The sequence below is a fragment of the Telmatocola sphagniphila genome, from assembly GCF_018398935.1.
GTDB classification, from domain to species: domain Bacteria; phylum Planctomycetota; class Planctomycetia; order Gemmatales; family Gemmataceae; genus Telmatocola; species Telmatocola sphagniphila.
On record NZ_CP074694.1, the window covers coordinates 6,066,217 to 6,081,343 of the forward strand.

Sequence of the window (15,127 nt, forward strand, 5' to 3'; positions counted from 1 at the left end):
CACCCGGTGGAATAGATAGCGTAGCGTCCCCCGGTGAAATAGATATCGCAGCACCACCCAGTGCTTGCCCGTTGAATAGCTTCGTAATCAATTCTTCTGCGCCCGTTCCAGCCATTCCGCCCAGTATTTTTTCGATCGATTGCTGGCCGTGTTGTCGTAAACATCGTCCTTCAGAGTGATGTACACCGTCCGGAGTTGGGTGAGAATTTTCTTGGCTTTCTCCGGCTTCTCCTGGTACTGGCAGCATTGGTACATCTGCCCGAGGGCAACCAGTTGTTCGACCTTGCCGACGAAGCGTTCAGTCAGCTTTTCGTAGCGGCCGTAGGCAGTGTCGTAGTCGCCGAGCAACAGACAGCAATCGGCCCCGGCAAACGCCGAGTTGCGCCATAATCGTCCCATGGCCGAGGCCGGTTCGTTAATAGCTTCCGTCACTTCCAGTTTGGCTTCCACTTCCTGAAACGCTTTGCGGGCGTTCAGAATCTGATCCCGGTAGGTTCTCTTCTGGTTAGCCAATTTCTTATCCAGATCGGCTTTCTGATTGTCGGTCAACGTCGAACTTCGCAGCTGTTCTTGAGATTTCTGAATCTCTTTCCCATCCTGCCCGGCCATATACCAGTAACTCCGGCCGATGTAATATCGAGCGGAAATCGCCCGATTGGTTTCGGAGTAGTAGGAAACCGCCTGGGAAAATTGCTCGATGGCCTTCGTCCAGTTCTGCAACTGGTAATGAGCATCCCCCAGCGAGTAAAGAGTTCGTTCCTGAAGCTTGGCCTGATTGGGTAACTCGGGATTCTTGAGATTCTTTTCGAGTTGATCGATGGCCTCCTGCGTGCGAGATTCCTTGAGCAGGACATCGGCCAGTTCTACCCGAAGGGCGATTTCCTGGTTCCCCGGATTTTTCAGTCCCGATTCCAAAGCGATGATGGCTCCCTTGAGATCATTGGCAGCCATATGCAATTGGCTTTTCTTCAACCATAGCTCGCCATCGACATTTTCGGGGCCGCCAATGGAGACGATCAAATCGTCGAAACTCTTTAGAGCCGAGATTGAATCGCCCGACTGAACCTGGAGATCGATCGCCTGCTTTAACCATTCTTTTCGCTGGACCGGATTGCTGGAATTCAACGCGATCAGTTCATTCGCGGCTGAAGCGGCTTTGGTGTAGTAAGTTTTGCGATCCTCGAGGCGAGGCTGCGATTCGGCCCAGGCTTTGTAAGTTTCGAACAGCATCAGCTTATCCCGGCCCGGTTCGGCAAAACGCGAGTAAAGTTGAGCAATCCGTTCCGCGAGATCGAAGCGTCGCTCTTTTTGAAATGCGGCATAGGCCTGATCGCAAATATCACGCAACTCGTTCAGTGAAAGACATTCGTTCTTGGATGTTTTCAGATCGGGCTGGCTGGTGACTTTTTCCAGCTCGGCGATCAGACTCTCCGAATTCGCACTGTCGATGCCCTTCAGAAGCACCAGCTTCAAACTAGCGGCCTGACCCGCGTTGGAATTGCTTTGCTTCAATTCCGTCAGGATCTTCATCCCTTCATCGCTTCGGTTGGCCCGCAAGTAGACATTGGCCAGTTCGTACTGCAGTTGTTCCAGTGTGGCGGCGGAGGCCCCTTTGACCTGCCGGGCTTGTTCCAGATACCGCAGAGCCTGCGACCAGTCGCCATCACTCAAATAAGTCTTGGCCAGCGTGGTGCGAGCCGCCACGTAGATTTCTACAGGAGCATCGGGGCCAATCTGTTCCAGTTTCTTCCGGGCATCATCCAGTTCGTGCAGACTCAGAGAAATGCGACCGATTTCCAGTCGAGCCTGACTGATGGCGCCCACCCGACTACGAGGTGGTGCGGCTTTTAAATATTCCCGGTAAGCTTCGCGAGCTTTGACGTAATTGGGCGGTGTCATTCTCAATAAACAATCGCCAAGCAACCGCTGTCCTTCCGCACGCTCTTCATCCTGCGGCATAGTGGCCAGAAGTGCCGGGATAACTTTGACCGGATCCTGGGAAGGATCGGCGGCGGCGAGTCGAGCCAGCCGATAGTTCCAACGTTTGTTCTCCTCCGGTACCAGTTCAGTCGCTTTCACCGCATTCAGCTGTTCGGCCGCTTTCTTCCAGAAGAGCTTGGCCGAGGTAGGTGTCTCGGCGGATTCGGAAAGTCTCTGAAAGCCGGAACCGACCAGATGGTGAAGAGAACTCGTCCAGTTGACCGCCGGGGATTCGGTGACTCGGTTGAGAACCGACTCCAACTGCTCTGGCACCGATTGCTGGGAATCGAGAAGACTTCGCAAAGACTGGAGGTCGCGCTGCAATCGCTCACCCGCGGAAGGCTGCCAGTGAGGGCGAGCGTACCAGACTGCCAACAAGGCGGTAGTTCCCAACAGAAACACCGGTACCTGCCAGAGTTGTTCCGAACGCGATCTGATCCGGGCCGATTCCCTGGCCATGATGGTATTCCTTGTTGCGGCGGCTTGTGCATGTCCGATATCCGCTATCCCTCGCAGATATCAAAGCGCTTGCGAAATTAGTGCAAATCGGCGTTAGCCTGTCAAGGCGAACTCCGCCTGAACCCCGACAGTTTTTACAATCGGAAAAATCCTCCCAAACCCAAATAATTTGCCAAAGCATCACAATGAACTTGACAATGAAGTAATAGGTCACTATTTTTATAAACTAATGAACTTTTATAGTTCATCAAAACGATAAACAAAGTGCACAATTAAATTCGCACTTGTGTTTCCAGGGATTTTTGCATGTTTGATTATGTTGATCTGAAAGATGATCATTTGAACCCCTAAGTGGGATCTAGCTAAGGAATTGCGTTCCCAATCGATCCTTTAATTTGGAATCAGGAGTTTCGAGGATGCGTGAACTGAAGTTGAGCAAGCGAACCCGAGCGGGTTTCACATTGATTGAGTTGCTGGTTGTGATTGCGATCATCGCGATTCTGATCGGCCTGCTGCTCCCGGCGGTGCAGAAGGTCCGGGAAGCGGCGGCTCGCATGAAATGTCAGAACAATCTGAAACAGGTCGGACTGGCCCTTCACAATAGTGAAAGTACCTATGGCCAGTTGCCAGTGAGCTATCGGCCGCCTTCCCCACTGCCTCGCGTGAGCTGGACGGTGACGATCCTTCCGAATCTCGAACAGGGGAACCTCGTCAACACTTACAATACAAACCTCAACTGGGATGCGGGTACCAACCTCGCCATTACTTCAATCCCCGTCAAGATTTTCCAGTGCCCTTCGAGTCCCAATCCGACCCGGACGGATGGCGACCCGACCAACAACCTCTGGACCCCAGGTGTGGCGACCAGTGATTATGGAGCTTCCTCCACAGTTTCCCCTCTTGCCACCGGACTGAGCTACAATGGAATTTCTCTTGCAGGTCTGCCAGGCCTATTGTGGAAAGTCACTAACCCGGCCGACACGCGTCGCGGCGTGAAATTCGCCCAGGCAACGGATGGTTTATCCAACACTTTGATGGTCGTGGAATCGGCGGGCCGACCAATAATTTATCACGGTTCCCAGCCCTTCAGTACCGGATCTAATCCTCCGACGCCCTTCACCAACGGGGGCGGCTGGTGCCGACCGGCTTCGGATATCGATTTCCTGCCGACGAATACCAGTACCTTCGGTTGGACTAATGGCGTCACGGGTGCGACCGCCATCGGTCTAACAAATGGTTTCCCGTTTGGTCCCTCCTCGCCGGATGCCACGTTCGGAACGGAAGGAAGTGGCGCGCCCTATGCCTTCCATACCGGTGGGATCAATGCTTTATACGGTGATGGTTCCGTGCACTTCCTCACGAATTCGATCGACATCATCACTTATGCCTCGCTGGTGACGATGAATGGTGGGGAAATAGTAACCGGTAACTACTAAAAGTGAGGGAGGGGCTCTGAGGCTAAAGGTCAGAGCCCGCATTTTTTAAAAATCACTTAAACAGCCCCGTCGGGACCCCAAACTCGGCGTCCTTGGGCGGGGTGATATTCAAAGCTTTCGAGAAAATGGAAGCGATCTGCTGCGGTCTAGCAAGTTCTTTATGCGTCCCGGGTTGAATTCCCGGGCCGTAAACCAACAGTGGGACGTGCGTATCGTAGTCATAAGGCGTGCCGTGAGTGGTGCCCGTGGACAGGTTGCCGCCGATCAGATAATAGGGCTTCAATAAGAATGCGATGTCCCCCGAGCGGTCGGGATAAAACGATCGCTTCATCATTTGCCCGATTTTGTCGTCTTTGAAGTCGCTTTGCAGTAGTTCCGTGCGCGTGTACACGTGGGCCACTCCAGGGCGTGTTTTCAGGAACTCCGCCACCTCTTTTTCCACATCGACTTGCTTGACATCCATGCTCGCCATCAACTTTTGATTCAAGTAAATCCAGGGAACCGTGCGGGCCGATTCCAGCCATTTCGCTTTGGGGGGGATGGCGCCGAACTTTTTGCTCAGTTGGGTCTCGATATCGCCCAGAATGTCTTTCATCGCCACACGCTTGGCATCGCGACCTTGGGATGCGGAAACTTCGGGTAGAGGGCAGATCCCATGGTCCGCGGTTAATGCAAGGATGTATTTCCCGGCTCCCACCTTTTCGTCGAGGAACTTGATGAACTCGGCCATGATCCGATCCGAACGCAGGGTGACGTCCATCACCTCTTGAGAATCGGGACCCCAGCAGTGTCCGATGGCATCATTGCTTGAGAAGCTCACCGAGAGGACATCTGGAACTTCTCGTTGTCCGAGGTGCTCGGCGACAATCGCTCGCTTGGCGAGTTCCAGCAAAAAATCGTTCCCGTAGGGAGAATTGAACAGCGCCCCAAAATAACCGCGTGTCAGTTGCTTGGCTCCGGCATTCATCGGATGCGGAAAAACTCTTCCCTGCTTGCTGCCGATGCCTTCACCAATTACGTCGTCCGGGCCGCTATAGGTTTCGTAATTCACATCGGGTAACAAGTGGGTCCAGGGCTTCATCAACCACTGATCGGCCAAGTGAGAATTGTTGATTTCCGTCACCCAGGGGCTGGGAGTCGTTCGAAAATAGGTCGAAGTGACTACGTAACCATCGTACGAATCGAGCCAGTATGCGACGTCCGCCTTGCGACCTACGGTCAGAATAGCCCCGCGATCTTTAAATGAGAGCCCAATAGCCTTGGAAGTCGGACTGACTGCTTTCAGGGCATCGACGACTGTGGGAGAAAGCAGTCGATCGGGACAGCCGCGGGATTTCGTATCTTCTTTTTCTTCCGAAGTGGTTGACGGTTTCGTCTCCACCAGCGGTTTGAGGCGTTCCGTCTCGGGGGGCACTCGATCATAGCGGGCTGAGGTAGAGCAGTTGACCATCGTTCGGCTGGCCCGGTCGTACCAGGAATTGTCAATGATGCCATGTTTGTCGGGGCAGGTCCCAGTCAGCATGGAGGCATGGCCGGCGCCGGTGACCGTGATGGCGTAGGGATAATGGCAGTTGTTGTACCAGGCCCCCTCTTTTTTCATCTTCTCGAAACCGTCAGTTCCGAAGAGCTTTTCCCAGCGTTGAACGTAATCGCCCCGCATCTGATCGAAAACGACCAACACGACTAGCTTGGGTTTGGTAGTCGTTTCTTGTGCAAAGACGGGGGTAAGCGCCAGGAGCAGAAACAGAACGGTTGAACTCAATCGGAACATAGGAAAACTCGAATGTCAGGCGGGAGGGATCTTAGTAGTTCAACAAATTCGGAAGGCGAATTCAATTCGAGAGTACGATATTCACGAATCTTTCGTGGAAGGATGAGAAATTGATGAGCGAATTCGATCCAGCGCGGTCAGGCCCAGCTCGGCCACTTGCGTCGGTTTCATACTCCAGAGAGTGGGGTTCATCAGTTCGAGAGAAAGGTAGCCCGTGTAGCCGGTATCGGCCAATTTTTGAACGATGGGCTGAATTTCAAATTCTCCATCGCCGGGCAAAATCCGGTCGCTATCTGTCATTAGTTCCCGCAACACACCGGCCACATCACACAATTGCACGTGGCGGATCAGACGTGGATCGATGGCTTCTAAATCCTGGAACTTACTAGGGCCCTTATAGTAATGGAAAATATCCAGGCAGAGGCCGACGTTGGGCTCCTGGATCGCTTCAACGAACTGGGCGGTGGTCGACAGGTTCGTACAGAAAGCGTCTGTTCCCCGAAATTCCAGCGCCAGATGCACGCCGAAACCGGCGGCCCATTGCCCAGCTTGCTTCAAAGATACGAGTGCCCGCTCCCAGGCGGCGGGGTCCATTTTCGGCAGATAATCGGCCGCCAATAACAGTGTGGGAATCTTCAGGGCTTCGCAAAGTTCCAGGCGTCGTCGAAAGTGCTCGAAATGAGCCTGGCGGGATTCCCCGTGAGACAACAGCAAGCCGCCCTGGTAGGCCGCGGCCACTGCTTGAATTCCCCGATTCGCGAAGAGTTCGCGCACGGAATCCAGCGATGCCGTTTCCAGGTGCTTTTCCAGCTTCGTCAGCCAGATTTCAACGGCTTTCCAGCCACTGTCGGCGCAGGCATTCACATCCTCTGCGAAGGGCGTCGACATTAACGTGGCTTGACTGATACAAAGCTGCATCGGGACGATCTACCTGCGATTTATTTACTTTTGGTTTTGGCGGGAGGAGACGGTTTGGAATCGCTTCCGGAACCGTTGAAAATCAAGAACCAGCCAACGAGTCCCACTAACCAGGTAACGGCGCCAATCATCAACCAGGTGCTGGTTTTGATACCGCCTTCTTCCTTCCGGGGCAGGATCGGTGCCGAGGAAGTTTCTTCATCCGAGTAGTTCTCCAGCGAACCGGAGAAAGCGTTGTGAGGTTCCGGCAACTCTTCTTCAGACAGCGGTTCGGTGTGCGGTTGAGTGATCTGCACCGAGCTGCTGAAGGCCTGAAGGGTTTGTGCGATTTCGATCACGGTCGGTCGTAGAGCGGCATCTTTGCTCAAACAGCGTTCCACGAGATCTGCGACGATGGGATCAACATCGTTTCGGAGGGTGTCGAGTCGAGCAGGGTTAGACTGCTGAATCAAAAGCAGCACTTCAATGGGGCTACCCGCTTGAAAGGGCGTTTGAGCCGAAAGTAGGTAGTAGAGGCAAGCTCCCAGGCCGTAAGCATCGGTACGGGAATCGAAAGCGGTGCTACCGATGCGTTCCGGAGCAAGAAACTCGACCGGGCCGAGATCGGCCTCAGGATCGTAGGGGCGGTCGTGAATGGTGGGACGCTGCGGCAGAAGGCCGACATCGGCCACCTTGATGCTGGAATCGGGAGAAGGGCGGAGCGATTTGCTGCCGTCGCCGCGGATTTTTTCGACGACCGGTTGGAGCATTAGGCTACTCGGCGAGAGCCAACCCTGGTAGAAACCGGCATCGTGAGCCGCCTGGATTCCGGTCGCCGCCTGCCGGATATACTCGCAGGCCAGCGATTGCGGCACGGCCCCCATTTCGACGACGAACTGATTCAGCTCGGCCGATTGGAGATACTCGCTGGCGGTGTACGGAACGCCGTCTTGCAAACCGGCATCGAGGGTGGCCACCAGATGCGGATGGTGCATGGCCGTGGCAGCTTGAACGCGCAGGGCATATTCTTCGGGCGATTCGAAATTCTTGAGAAGTTCCGGGTCCCAGCGACGCAGCACCACGGGTAATTGGAGCGTCAGATGATCCGCCCGATGAACTTGAGCTAACAGGCTTTTAGAGAGTTGATCCCCAATGCGGTAATCGCCGAAATTCAACGGTGCACCTTTTCGAAAATCCAACCGTCAGGCGATTTTGAATTTATAGGTTTGAAAATGCGTTCGGCGAGTTCGGCTTTCAGACCGTATCGTTTCGTGCATTCCGCTCCTGAGCGAACTTCTGGATTAAAAGTCGTTGTTCCTCGGTCTCTACCGAGCCGGGACGGAGCATTCGAATATGGTTGATGGCATCGTCCCCCGGCATCCCTTTGGAGACCAGGTAGAGAGCCAGAACCGTGCCGGTGCGCCCTTTACCGGCGAGGCAATGGACCATGATGCCCATATTCGAATCGCGGGCCTTTTGAATCACCCGCAGGCATTTCTCGATATCTTCCGTGGTGGGAACAGTCATATCTTCAATCGGGACGTGAACGTTCATCAAGCCCTGATTGTCGATCCATTTGCGGGGCAGGGCCTGTTCGGTAAGAGTCAGCACGATATCGATTCCCTGATCCCGTAACCAGGCGAGCTCGGTTTCATCGTGCGGCATGGCCGAGGCCGCCAGAAACGGCTTTTCGATCCAGGAAAATCCATAAGGCTGAGACATCACTGTCCTTTTAAGGCCCAAAAAATCAGGATGATTTCAAAGGCTTCTGATTGTGCCGGGCGCGGAGCACGTTCACCTGTTGCCAGAGTTTCGGATCCTCTTCCATAAATTGGATGAGGTTGGCGGTGCTCACCTTCAGCCAGGCCGCGGCGTCGCTGACGCGTGCTTTCGCCACATCCAGAGCATCCAGAGCGACCCCCGCCGCCGCCCAAAACGCGGGATTCTTTCTGCCTAAATGAATTCTGCCTTCAGAATTCAGAGCGGTGGACCACTCGGGCAAAGAAGAAACCGTCTCCGGTAAAATTTCTTCCCTTATTTGAAGATAGCAGGCTTTGCGGAGTCGGACGAGGGCTTTTGCCTTGTTTTCGTGCTGCGAGCGGCTTTCTTCTGCAATTACAATCAGACCCGAGGGAAGATGCCGTAAGCGGACGGCGGAGCTGGTTTTATTGCGTTTCTGACCGCCAGGACCGCTCGCCCGGTAAGTATCGATCTCGCACTGACCGAGCAGAACGTCGTCGGAAGCGGTGGCCCAAGCGTTTCTGGAGGAACTCATGAATACTAATCCGGGCGAAAACTGAAAATGGTCGCTCGATAAGAATCCGCGACCATTTTCAGGGGACGTTTATTAACGACCTCCACGTTCGGATGATGCGGAGTCGTTTACGTCCATCTAATTGTAATAGTGTCGAATTACAGTGACACATCCAGCTTCCAGGGAGCGCGGTACTCGCGGGTCAGCAGCTGGTTGGCACCGGCGTCGTCGAACTTATGCTCCTTGGGATCCCATTTCAGCTTCTTGCCGGTGCGCAAGGCAATCGCGCCGATGTGGCAGACGATCACCGAACTGGCTCCGATATTCACGCTGGTAATCGGTTCCTTTCGGCTGGCGACGCAAGACAGGAAGTTGGCCATCTGGTTCGTCGGTCGGCCGTCGTAGAGCTTGGGGTCTTCCTTCAGCGGTTCGGAAATGATCTTGGCGTCGGAGGCGACCAGGAAACCGCGGCTGACGAAAATTTTGCCCTGATCGCCAATGAAAAGAACGCCGTTTTCACTGTCGCTGATGGTATCCATTTCCTTGCGATCGCGGCCGTAGACGGGGAATTTGCCATCCTTGTTGACCATGCCCTTCACAACCGTGCCGCCATCGCTCATCGCGATCATTTCGACGCCATTGGCATAAGTGTATTTCACCTGGAAATTGACGTGGCAGTTGTAGCCATCTCCAGTGGTGTTCGGGACGTCGCCCTTCAGTTTTTCGACCAGCACCGGGCCGTTGCCATCCATGCCCAGTCCCCACTGAGCGATGTCGATGTGGTGGGCTCCCCAGTCGGTCATTTTGCCACCCGAGTAATCGTACCACCAGCGGAACTCGTAATGACAATTCGATTTGCCGTTTTTGCTGCCATCGGCCACGTAACGATAAGGAACTTTGGCGCGTGGCCCAAGCCACATATCCCAGTCCAGACCTTCGGGGACGGGAGCTTCGGGTATGACCCCGGAGGTTGGGTTATTGCCGATGCGGCATTCCACTTTGGAAATCTTGCCGATTCGGCCGCTACGGACCAGTTCGCAGGCCAGACGGAACATGCCGCCCATTTCGGCGCGTTGCTGGCTACCGGTCTGCACGACCCGGCCGGTTTCCTTGGCCACTTTCATCATGGCCAGAGCTTCCTGTACGGTCAGCGTCAACGGCTTTTCGCAGTAAACGTCTTTGCCGTTACGCATGGCATCGATCGCGACCAGGGCATGCCAGTGATCCGGCGTGGCCACGATAACGGTGTCGATATCCTTGGAAGCATTCAGTTCCCGGTAATCTTTGTGGAGCTTGGTTTCGTAGCCTTCCTTCTTGTACATCTCTTTCGAGCGCTGAAGGTGCCGGGCGTCCACGTCGCACAGCGCGGTGACGGTGAATTTATCCCGGGAGCCGCGCGAGGCGTTGTAAATACCCCAGGATCGGGACTCCGGGCTGCCGGTGCCGATGATCCCCATCCGGAGTTTTTCGGTCGGTTTCTTTTCTTCCTTCTGCAGTACATCGGCAGAAAACACTTCCTGCGCGTACCACAGAGGAAGTCCCATGGCACCCAGGCTGCCCAGGGAGCGCTGCATAAACCCGCGGCGGGAGAGATTACCTTTTTTGAACATGAAAATGCCCTGTAGGAGAGATTGATTCAGGCGAACTTGCATCACACTATATCAGCGTCCCGTCCCGTAGGGAATTGATTTCTGGAAACTCCGTGCCAGACGGCCGGCTCGCTTTTGCAGTTTCAAAACGAATTCTTTATCGTCTGCACTTGTGTTCTCTGTTTTTAGCCCTTCAGGCGACTAAACTTGCATTAATGACGGATTAGCCAATTTCCAAGGAGATGTGAGTGCTACTTTCGAATAAATTTCAATGGCTGGCTTTCTTAAGCTTGGCTTTAATCTGCGCGGGGCTGCGAAACGGGGCCTCCGCACAGGAATTGACCAAGGTCGGAACGGTGGAAGGCATTACCGAATACAAGATGGCCAACGGCCTTCAGGTTCTGCTGCTGCCCGACCCCAGCGAAGCCAAAGTAACGGTGAACATCACTATTCTGGTCGGTAGCCGGCATGAAGGATTGGGTGAAACCGGGATGGCTCACCTGCTCGAACATATGGTGTTCAAAGGCACGCCGACGTTCCCCAACGTACCCAAGTCCCTGTCCGAGCATGGGGCCGATTTCAACGGAACCACCTGGCTGGATCGTACCAACTACTTCGAAACCATGCCCGCCAGTAACGACAACCTGGAATTCGGCATTCAACTCGAGGCCGACCGACTGGTGAACAGCAACGTCAAACGCGAAGACCTGGTTAGTGAAATGACCGTGGTTCGCAACGAATTCGAGATGGGGGAGAACAATCCCGAAGCCATTCTCAGCCAGCGGATGAATGCCGTCGCTTACGAATGGCACAACTATGGGAAATCGACCATCGGCAATCGATCGGATATCGAGCGGGTACCCGTCGAAAATCTGCAGCAGTTTTACAAGAAGTACTATCAGCCCGATAACGCCGTGCTGATTGTCGCCGGGAAATTCGACGAGAAGAAGGCGCTCGAACTCATCGGCAAATATTTCGGCAAGTTGAAAAAGCCGACTCGCGTGCTACCGAAAACCTATTCGGAAGAACCGGCCCAGGACGGCGAGCGAATTGCCGTGCTTCGCCGCGTCGGTAAGGTCGGCGCTGCCGGTCTGCTCTACCACATTCCGGCGTTCGTTCACCCCGATTATCCGGTTATTGAGCTCCTCGAGGATGTACTGAGCCGCGACTCCGGCCGTTTGCACAAAGCCTTGATTGACACCAAGCTGGCCACCACTTTGAACGGGACCAGCTACGGTCTGCACGATCCGGGCTATCTCGAAGAGTTCTGCAAATGCACTCCCCAGAATGTGGACAAGGTGCTCGATACCATGGTCAACGTGGTCGAGGGTATCGCCCAGCAGCCGATCACGGAAGAAGAACTGAAAATCTCCAAGCAGCGCTTCACCAAATTCAACGAGCAACTCGTCAGCAAGACTAGCAATTTCGCCATTCGATTGAGCGAAGCGGCCGCCTGCGGCGATTATCGTCTCTTCTTTTTGCATCGCGATCGGGCCGAGCAAGTGACTCTCGAAGATATCAATCGCGTGGCCAAAACCTATCTGATTCGCAGCAATCGAACGATGGGCAAGTACTATCCCACGGCCAAGCCGGAACGGGCCAAGATCCCGGCGACACCTGAGATCGCTACCGTTCTGAAAGATTACAAGGGTCGAGCCGCGATGACACTCGGCGAGGCTTTCATCCCCACTCCCGAAAATATCGAAAAGCGCGTGGTGCGCGGCCAGATCGATTCGATTAAGACCGCTTTCATTACCAAGAAAACCAAGGGGGAAGTCGTCGATCTGCACCTGAACCTTCGCTTCGGCAACGAGGAAACACTGAAAGGGAAGAACAAGTCGATCGACCTGCTCGGCGACCTGCTGATGCGCGGCACGGCTACAAAAACCCGCAAACAGATTCAGGACGAGTTGGATGCCCTGGGAAGTAATCTTTCTGTCGGGGCCGATCTGGGCCTGTTGACCGTTTCCATCCACAGCAAGAAATCCAAATTGTTGCCAACCCTGGCGATTCTCGAAGATGTGCTGCGGCATCCCGGATTCAACGTCGAGGAATTCGAGCTCCTGAAGAACGAATATCGGGAACGATTAACGAAGGGCAAAACCGATCCGCAGGCTCTTGCCATGCGGGAGATGCGCCGTCGGTTGAATCCGTTCCCGAAGGACAATATTCGCTACACGCCGACCGTTGATGAAGAACTGGAACGGCTGGATTCCACCACCCTGGAGAGTTTGAAGGAAATTTACAGTCAGTTCTCGGCCCAGACGGGGGAACTGGCGATTGTCGGGGATTTCGAGCCCGAAGTCGTACAGCCCGCGATCAAGAAATTGATTCTGGGTTGGACCACGACCGTTGCGTACAAGCGCGTGGAGCGACCGGCGGTCAAGGATATCCTCAGCGGCAAAGAAGTGATCAATACACCCGATAAGGAAAACGCGGTCTATCTGGCTGGGTTGAGCTTCCCGATGACCGATTCCGACCCGCAATATCCGGCTATGCGCATCGGGAATTTCATCCTGGGCGAAGCGCCGTTGGCCAGCCGCATCAGCGTCCGCGTTCGCGGTGAAAAAGGCCTGTCCTACGGAGCAGGTTCCTTCACCTCGTCCAGTCCGAAGGATAAAAATTCCAGCTTCACCATGTATGCCATCACCAACCCTAACAACATGGGCAAGGTGAATGCAACCATTGCCGAGGAATTGAATAAGTTCCTTAAAGAAGGCTTGTCGCTGGATGAATTGGATAAAGGGAAGGCTTCGCTTTTGGAAAGCATGAAACTGCAGCATGCCGACGATAACGTCCTGGCGAACGATCTGGCCAACGGTTTGTTCCTGGGCCGAACCTTCGATTACTACAAGAATCTCGAAAAGCAGATTCAGGACGTGAAGGCCGAAGAGGTCCAAAAGGCCTTCCAGGAAAACGTGAAACCCGAACGGCTGATCATTATCGAGGCCGGCGATTTCAAAAAGAAATAGGAAAGTTCCAAGGAAGAACCCGACTCCGAAACTGAGCTATTTGGTTTCAACTTAAAGGGTTCTTCCTGTCTTTTTCACTCGAATCTGGATGAGATTTTACAAATTCCCCTACGTACCCTACCCGTTTACCAGAACACGGGTTAGGCTTTAGGGTACACTCCCTCTCTTCCGGAGAAGCAATTATGTTGCTCCTCACCTTGGCTATGTTATTGGTTATCTCCCCTGTTTCGCGCGCTGCCGAATCGGGGTTCATTGACAAGACTTTCAAAAACGCGGATGGTACAGAATCCAAATACGTGGTATTCGTGCCGCACGACCTGAAGCCGGATGCTCATCCGCCGATTATTCTTTCGTTGCATGGTTCGGGAGAAACCAAGGGTGGTAGCAAGATGCCGGTGGAAGTGGGGATCGGTACCGCCATTAAGAAGCGGGAAAAGACTTTCCCCTTTGTGGTGGTGATTCCCCAATCGGAAAAGCGAACCTGGCAGGCGACCAGCGAGGACGGCCAGCGGGCTTTGAAAATGCTGGAAGCAACTGAAAAAGAATACAAAACCGATCCGAAACGGGTCTACCTGACCGGTCTTTCGATGGGCGGATACGGAACCTGGAGTATTGCGGCCAAGTATCCCGATCGCTGGGCGGCCATCGTGCCGATCTGCGGTGGCGGCGATCCCAAGAACGCGGAAGCGATCTGTAAGATTCCCTGCTGGTGCTTCCACGGCGATAAAGACGCCGCCGTGAAGGTGGAACGATCCCGGGAGATGATCGAAGCATTGAAGAAAGCGGGCGGCGAACCGAAATATACCGAGTATCCCGGTATCGGTCATAACAGCTGGGACAAGGCGTACGATACTGACGAACTCTACGTTTGGTTGTCGAAGCAGAGCAAGAAGTAGTGCGGGTAAAGCGAAATGATCGAACTGCCCACATTCGAGCAGATTGGAAAAACGATAGGAGCATTGATCCAGACCGATGGGAAAATAACGGTGCTAGTGAGCGGTTATGAAGGGCCAGGAAAAGGAGTTCGCGGTATTCCCAAGATGAATGGGCTCATAAAGGCGCATGTGGAAGCTCAGGCCGCCGTGCTTATGCGAATGCGGAATCTTTCGCAAGCTACCTTGAGAATCAATCGCGTACCTTGTCCAACGATGAATGTGAAAGTGCTGGGTTGCGACGAAGCGTTGCCTCACATGTTGCCGGAATCAGCGAGTTTGACTGTTATCGGTCCGGACGAGTTTTCGAGAGAATATATTGGGAAAATGGATCCTCCTCGAACGAGAATTCAAGGTCTTGAGGGAGCGATTGAATTTGCATGACAATCGAAACATCTACCAAAGTCTGGGCTTTTCACAATTCGAACTCCGACGAGAAGGCGGAGTTGGATAATATCGATGATCTTTGGGATCATCTGGATAACTTTCGAAAACGCTATTCGAATTCAGTTGGTATCTTGATCGCTCCGGATGGGCAGCACTTGAATCTCGGTCGTTCGAATGTTATGAACGACTACACCGTACTACCGCAGGAATTGGGATACGTCGAACATTGTCCCGCCGACGGGAATCCACCGTATCTAGCACCGGTAGAAGATCCTTCAATCAGTATCGGAGATGGAATACTGGTTTTCCGATATGCGGATGAATTATCTGAAATACCGCGTCGTTATTGCGTGAAGCTATCGAAAATGAAAGAAATTGTACGTCATTTTATGGCGACGAACCGATTGCCCGACTGGATAATGTGGGAACAGATTTAAAGCGATCACTTAA

General features: G+C 53.7%; 11 protein-coding genes and 1 pseudogene. 5 read left to right on the forward strand and 7 right to left on the reverse strand.

The window, feature by feature from the left end:
- Positions 1–87: 87 nt before the first annotated feature.
- The gene (locus KIH39_RS24275; RefSeq protein ID WP_213496375.1) at positions 88–2,439 is read right to left on the reverse strand and encodes a tetratricopeptide repeat protein; all 2,352 of its coding nucleotides are present in this window, start codon (positions 2,437–2,439) and stop codon (positions 88–90) included.
- 416 nt (positions 2,440–2,855) lie between these two features.
- Between KIH39_RS24275 and KIH39_RS24280 the strand changes: the two genes are divergently transcribed.
- Positions 2,856–3,875, forward strand: coding sequence for a DUF1559 domain-containing protein (locus KIH39_RS24280; RefSeq protein WP_213496377.1), 1,020 nt, complete (start codon positions 2,856–2,858; stop codon positions 3,873–3,875).
- 52 nt (positions 3,876–3,927) lie between these two features.
- On the opposite strand, the gene KIH39_RS24285 is transcribed toward KIH39_RS24280, so the two are convergent.
- The 6 genes and pseudogenes from KIH39_RS24285 to KIH39_RS24310 form a co-directional block, all read right to left on the reverse strand.
- A complete protein-coding gene (locus KIH39_RS24285) occupies positions 3,928–5,646 on the reverse strand; it encodes an alkaline phosphatase family protein (protein WP_213496379.1) in 1,719 nt (572 codons plus the stop codon).
- Positions 5,647–5,727: 81 nt separating this feature from the next.
- The gene (locus KIH39_RS24290; protein WP_246539418.1) at positions 5,728–6,534 is read right to left on the reverse strand and encodes a sugar phosphate isomerase/epimerase family protein; all 807 of its coding nucleotides are present in this window, start codon (positions 6,532–6,534) and stop codon (positions 5,728–5,730) included.
- 50 nt (positions 6,535–6,584) lie between these two features.
- Positions 6,585–7,718 (reverse strand): serine/threonine protein kinase, encoded by a 1,134-nt coding sequence (locus KIH39_RS24295; protein WP_213496383.1) that lies wholly within the window; start codon positions 7,716–7,718, stop codon positions 6,585–6,587.
- A 79-nt stretch (positions 7,719–7,797) separates the two neighbouring features.
- Entirely contained in the window at positions 7,798–8,265 is a 468-nt protein-coding gene (locus KIH39_RS24300; protein ID WP_213496385.1) for a dual specificity protein phosphatase 23, read from the reverse strand.
- 304 nt (positions 8,266–8,569) lie between these two features.
- Positions 8,570–8,758, reverse strand: a pseudogene (locus KIH39_RS27325) (peptide chain release factor family protein); the annotation flags it as partial.
- A gap of 197 nt (positions 8,759–8,955) precedes the next feature.
- A complete protein-coding gene (locus KIH39_RS24310; protein WP_246539419.1) occupies positions 8,956–10,449 on the reverse strand; it encodes a Gfo/Idh/MocA family protein in 1,494 nt (497 codons plus the stop codon).
- Between the two features lie 185 nt (positions 10,450–10,634).
- Between KIH39_RS24310 and KIH39_RS24315 the strand changes: the two genes are divergently transcribed.
- The 4 genes from KIH39_RS24315 (at position 10,635) to KIH39_RS24330 (ending at position 15,114) form a co-directional block, all read left to right on the forward strand.
- Complete coding sequence (locus KIH39_RS24315; protein WP_246539420.1) at positions 10,635–13,358, forward strand: M16 family metallopeptidase; 2,724 nt, start codon at positions 10,635–10,637, stop codon at positions 13,356–13,358.
- A gap of 182 nt (positions 13,359–13,540) precedes the next feature.
- The gene (locus KIH39_RS24320; protein WP_213496389.1) at positions 13,541–14,254 is read left to right on the forward strand and encodes a carboxylesterase family protein; all 714 of its coding nucleotides are present in this window, start codon (positions 13,541–13,543) and stop codon (positions 14,252–14,254) included.
- 15 nt (positions 14,255–14,269) lie between these two features.
- A complete protein-coding gene (locus KIH39_RS24325) occupies positions 14,270–14,674 on the forward strand; it encodes a DddA-like double-stranded DNA deaminase toxin (RefSeq protein WP_213496391.1) in 405 nt (134 codons plus the stop codon).
- Entirely contained in the window at positions 14,671–15,114 is a 444-nt protein-coding gene (locus KIH39_RS24330) for a hypothetical protein (protein WP_213496393.1), read from the forward strand. Before KIH39_RS24325 ends, KIH39_RS24330 begins: the two co-directional genes overlap by 4 nt.
- Positions 15,115–15,127: the final 13 nt, after the last annotated feature.

Excerpts from the sequence above, each read along its gene's own strand:
- KIH39_RS24280 (WP_213496377.1), top strand. The coding sequence starts at position 2,856 with ATGCGTGAACTGAAGTTGAGCAAGCGAACCCGAGCGGGTTTCACATTG.
- KIH39_RS24320 (WP_213496389.1), top strand. The coding sequence starts at position 13,541 with ATGTTGCTCCTCACCTTGGCTATGTTATTGGTTATCTCCCCTGTTTCG.
- KIH39_RS24300 (WP_213496385.1), bottom strand. The coding sequence starts at position 8,265 with ATGTCTCAGCCTTATGGATTTTCCTGGATCGAAAAGCCGTTTCTGGCG.
- KIH39_RS24290 (WP_246539418.1), bottom strand. The coding sequence starts at position 6,534 with ATGTCGACGCCCTTCGCAGAGGATGTGAATGCCTGCGCCGACAGTGGC.
- KIH39_RS24330 (WP_213496393.1), top strand. The coding sequence starts at position 14,671 with ATGACAATCGAAACATCTACCAAAGTCTGGGCTTTTCACAATTCGAAC.
- KIH39_RS24310 (WP_246539419.1), bottom strand. The coding sequence starts at position 10,449 with ATGCAAGTTCGCCTGAATCAATCTCTCCTACAGGGCATTTTCATGTTC.
- KIH39_RS24325 (WP_213496391.1), top strand. The coding sequence starts at position 14,270 with ATGATCGAACTGCCCACATTCGAGCAGATTGGAAAAACGATAGGAGCA.
- KIH39_RS24275 (WP_213496375.1), bottom strand. The coding sequence starts at position 2,439 with ATGGCCAGGGAATCGGCCCGGATCAGATCGCGTTCGGAACAACTCTGG.
- KIH39_RS24285 (WP_213496379.1), bottom strand. The coding sequence starts at position 5,646 with ATGTTCCGATTGAGTTCAACCGTTCTGTTTCTGCTCCTGGCGCTTACC.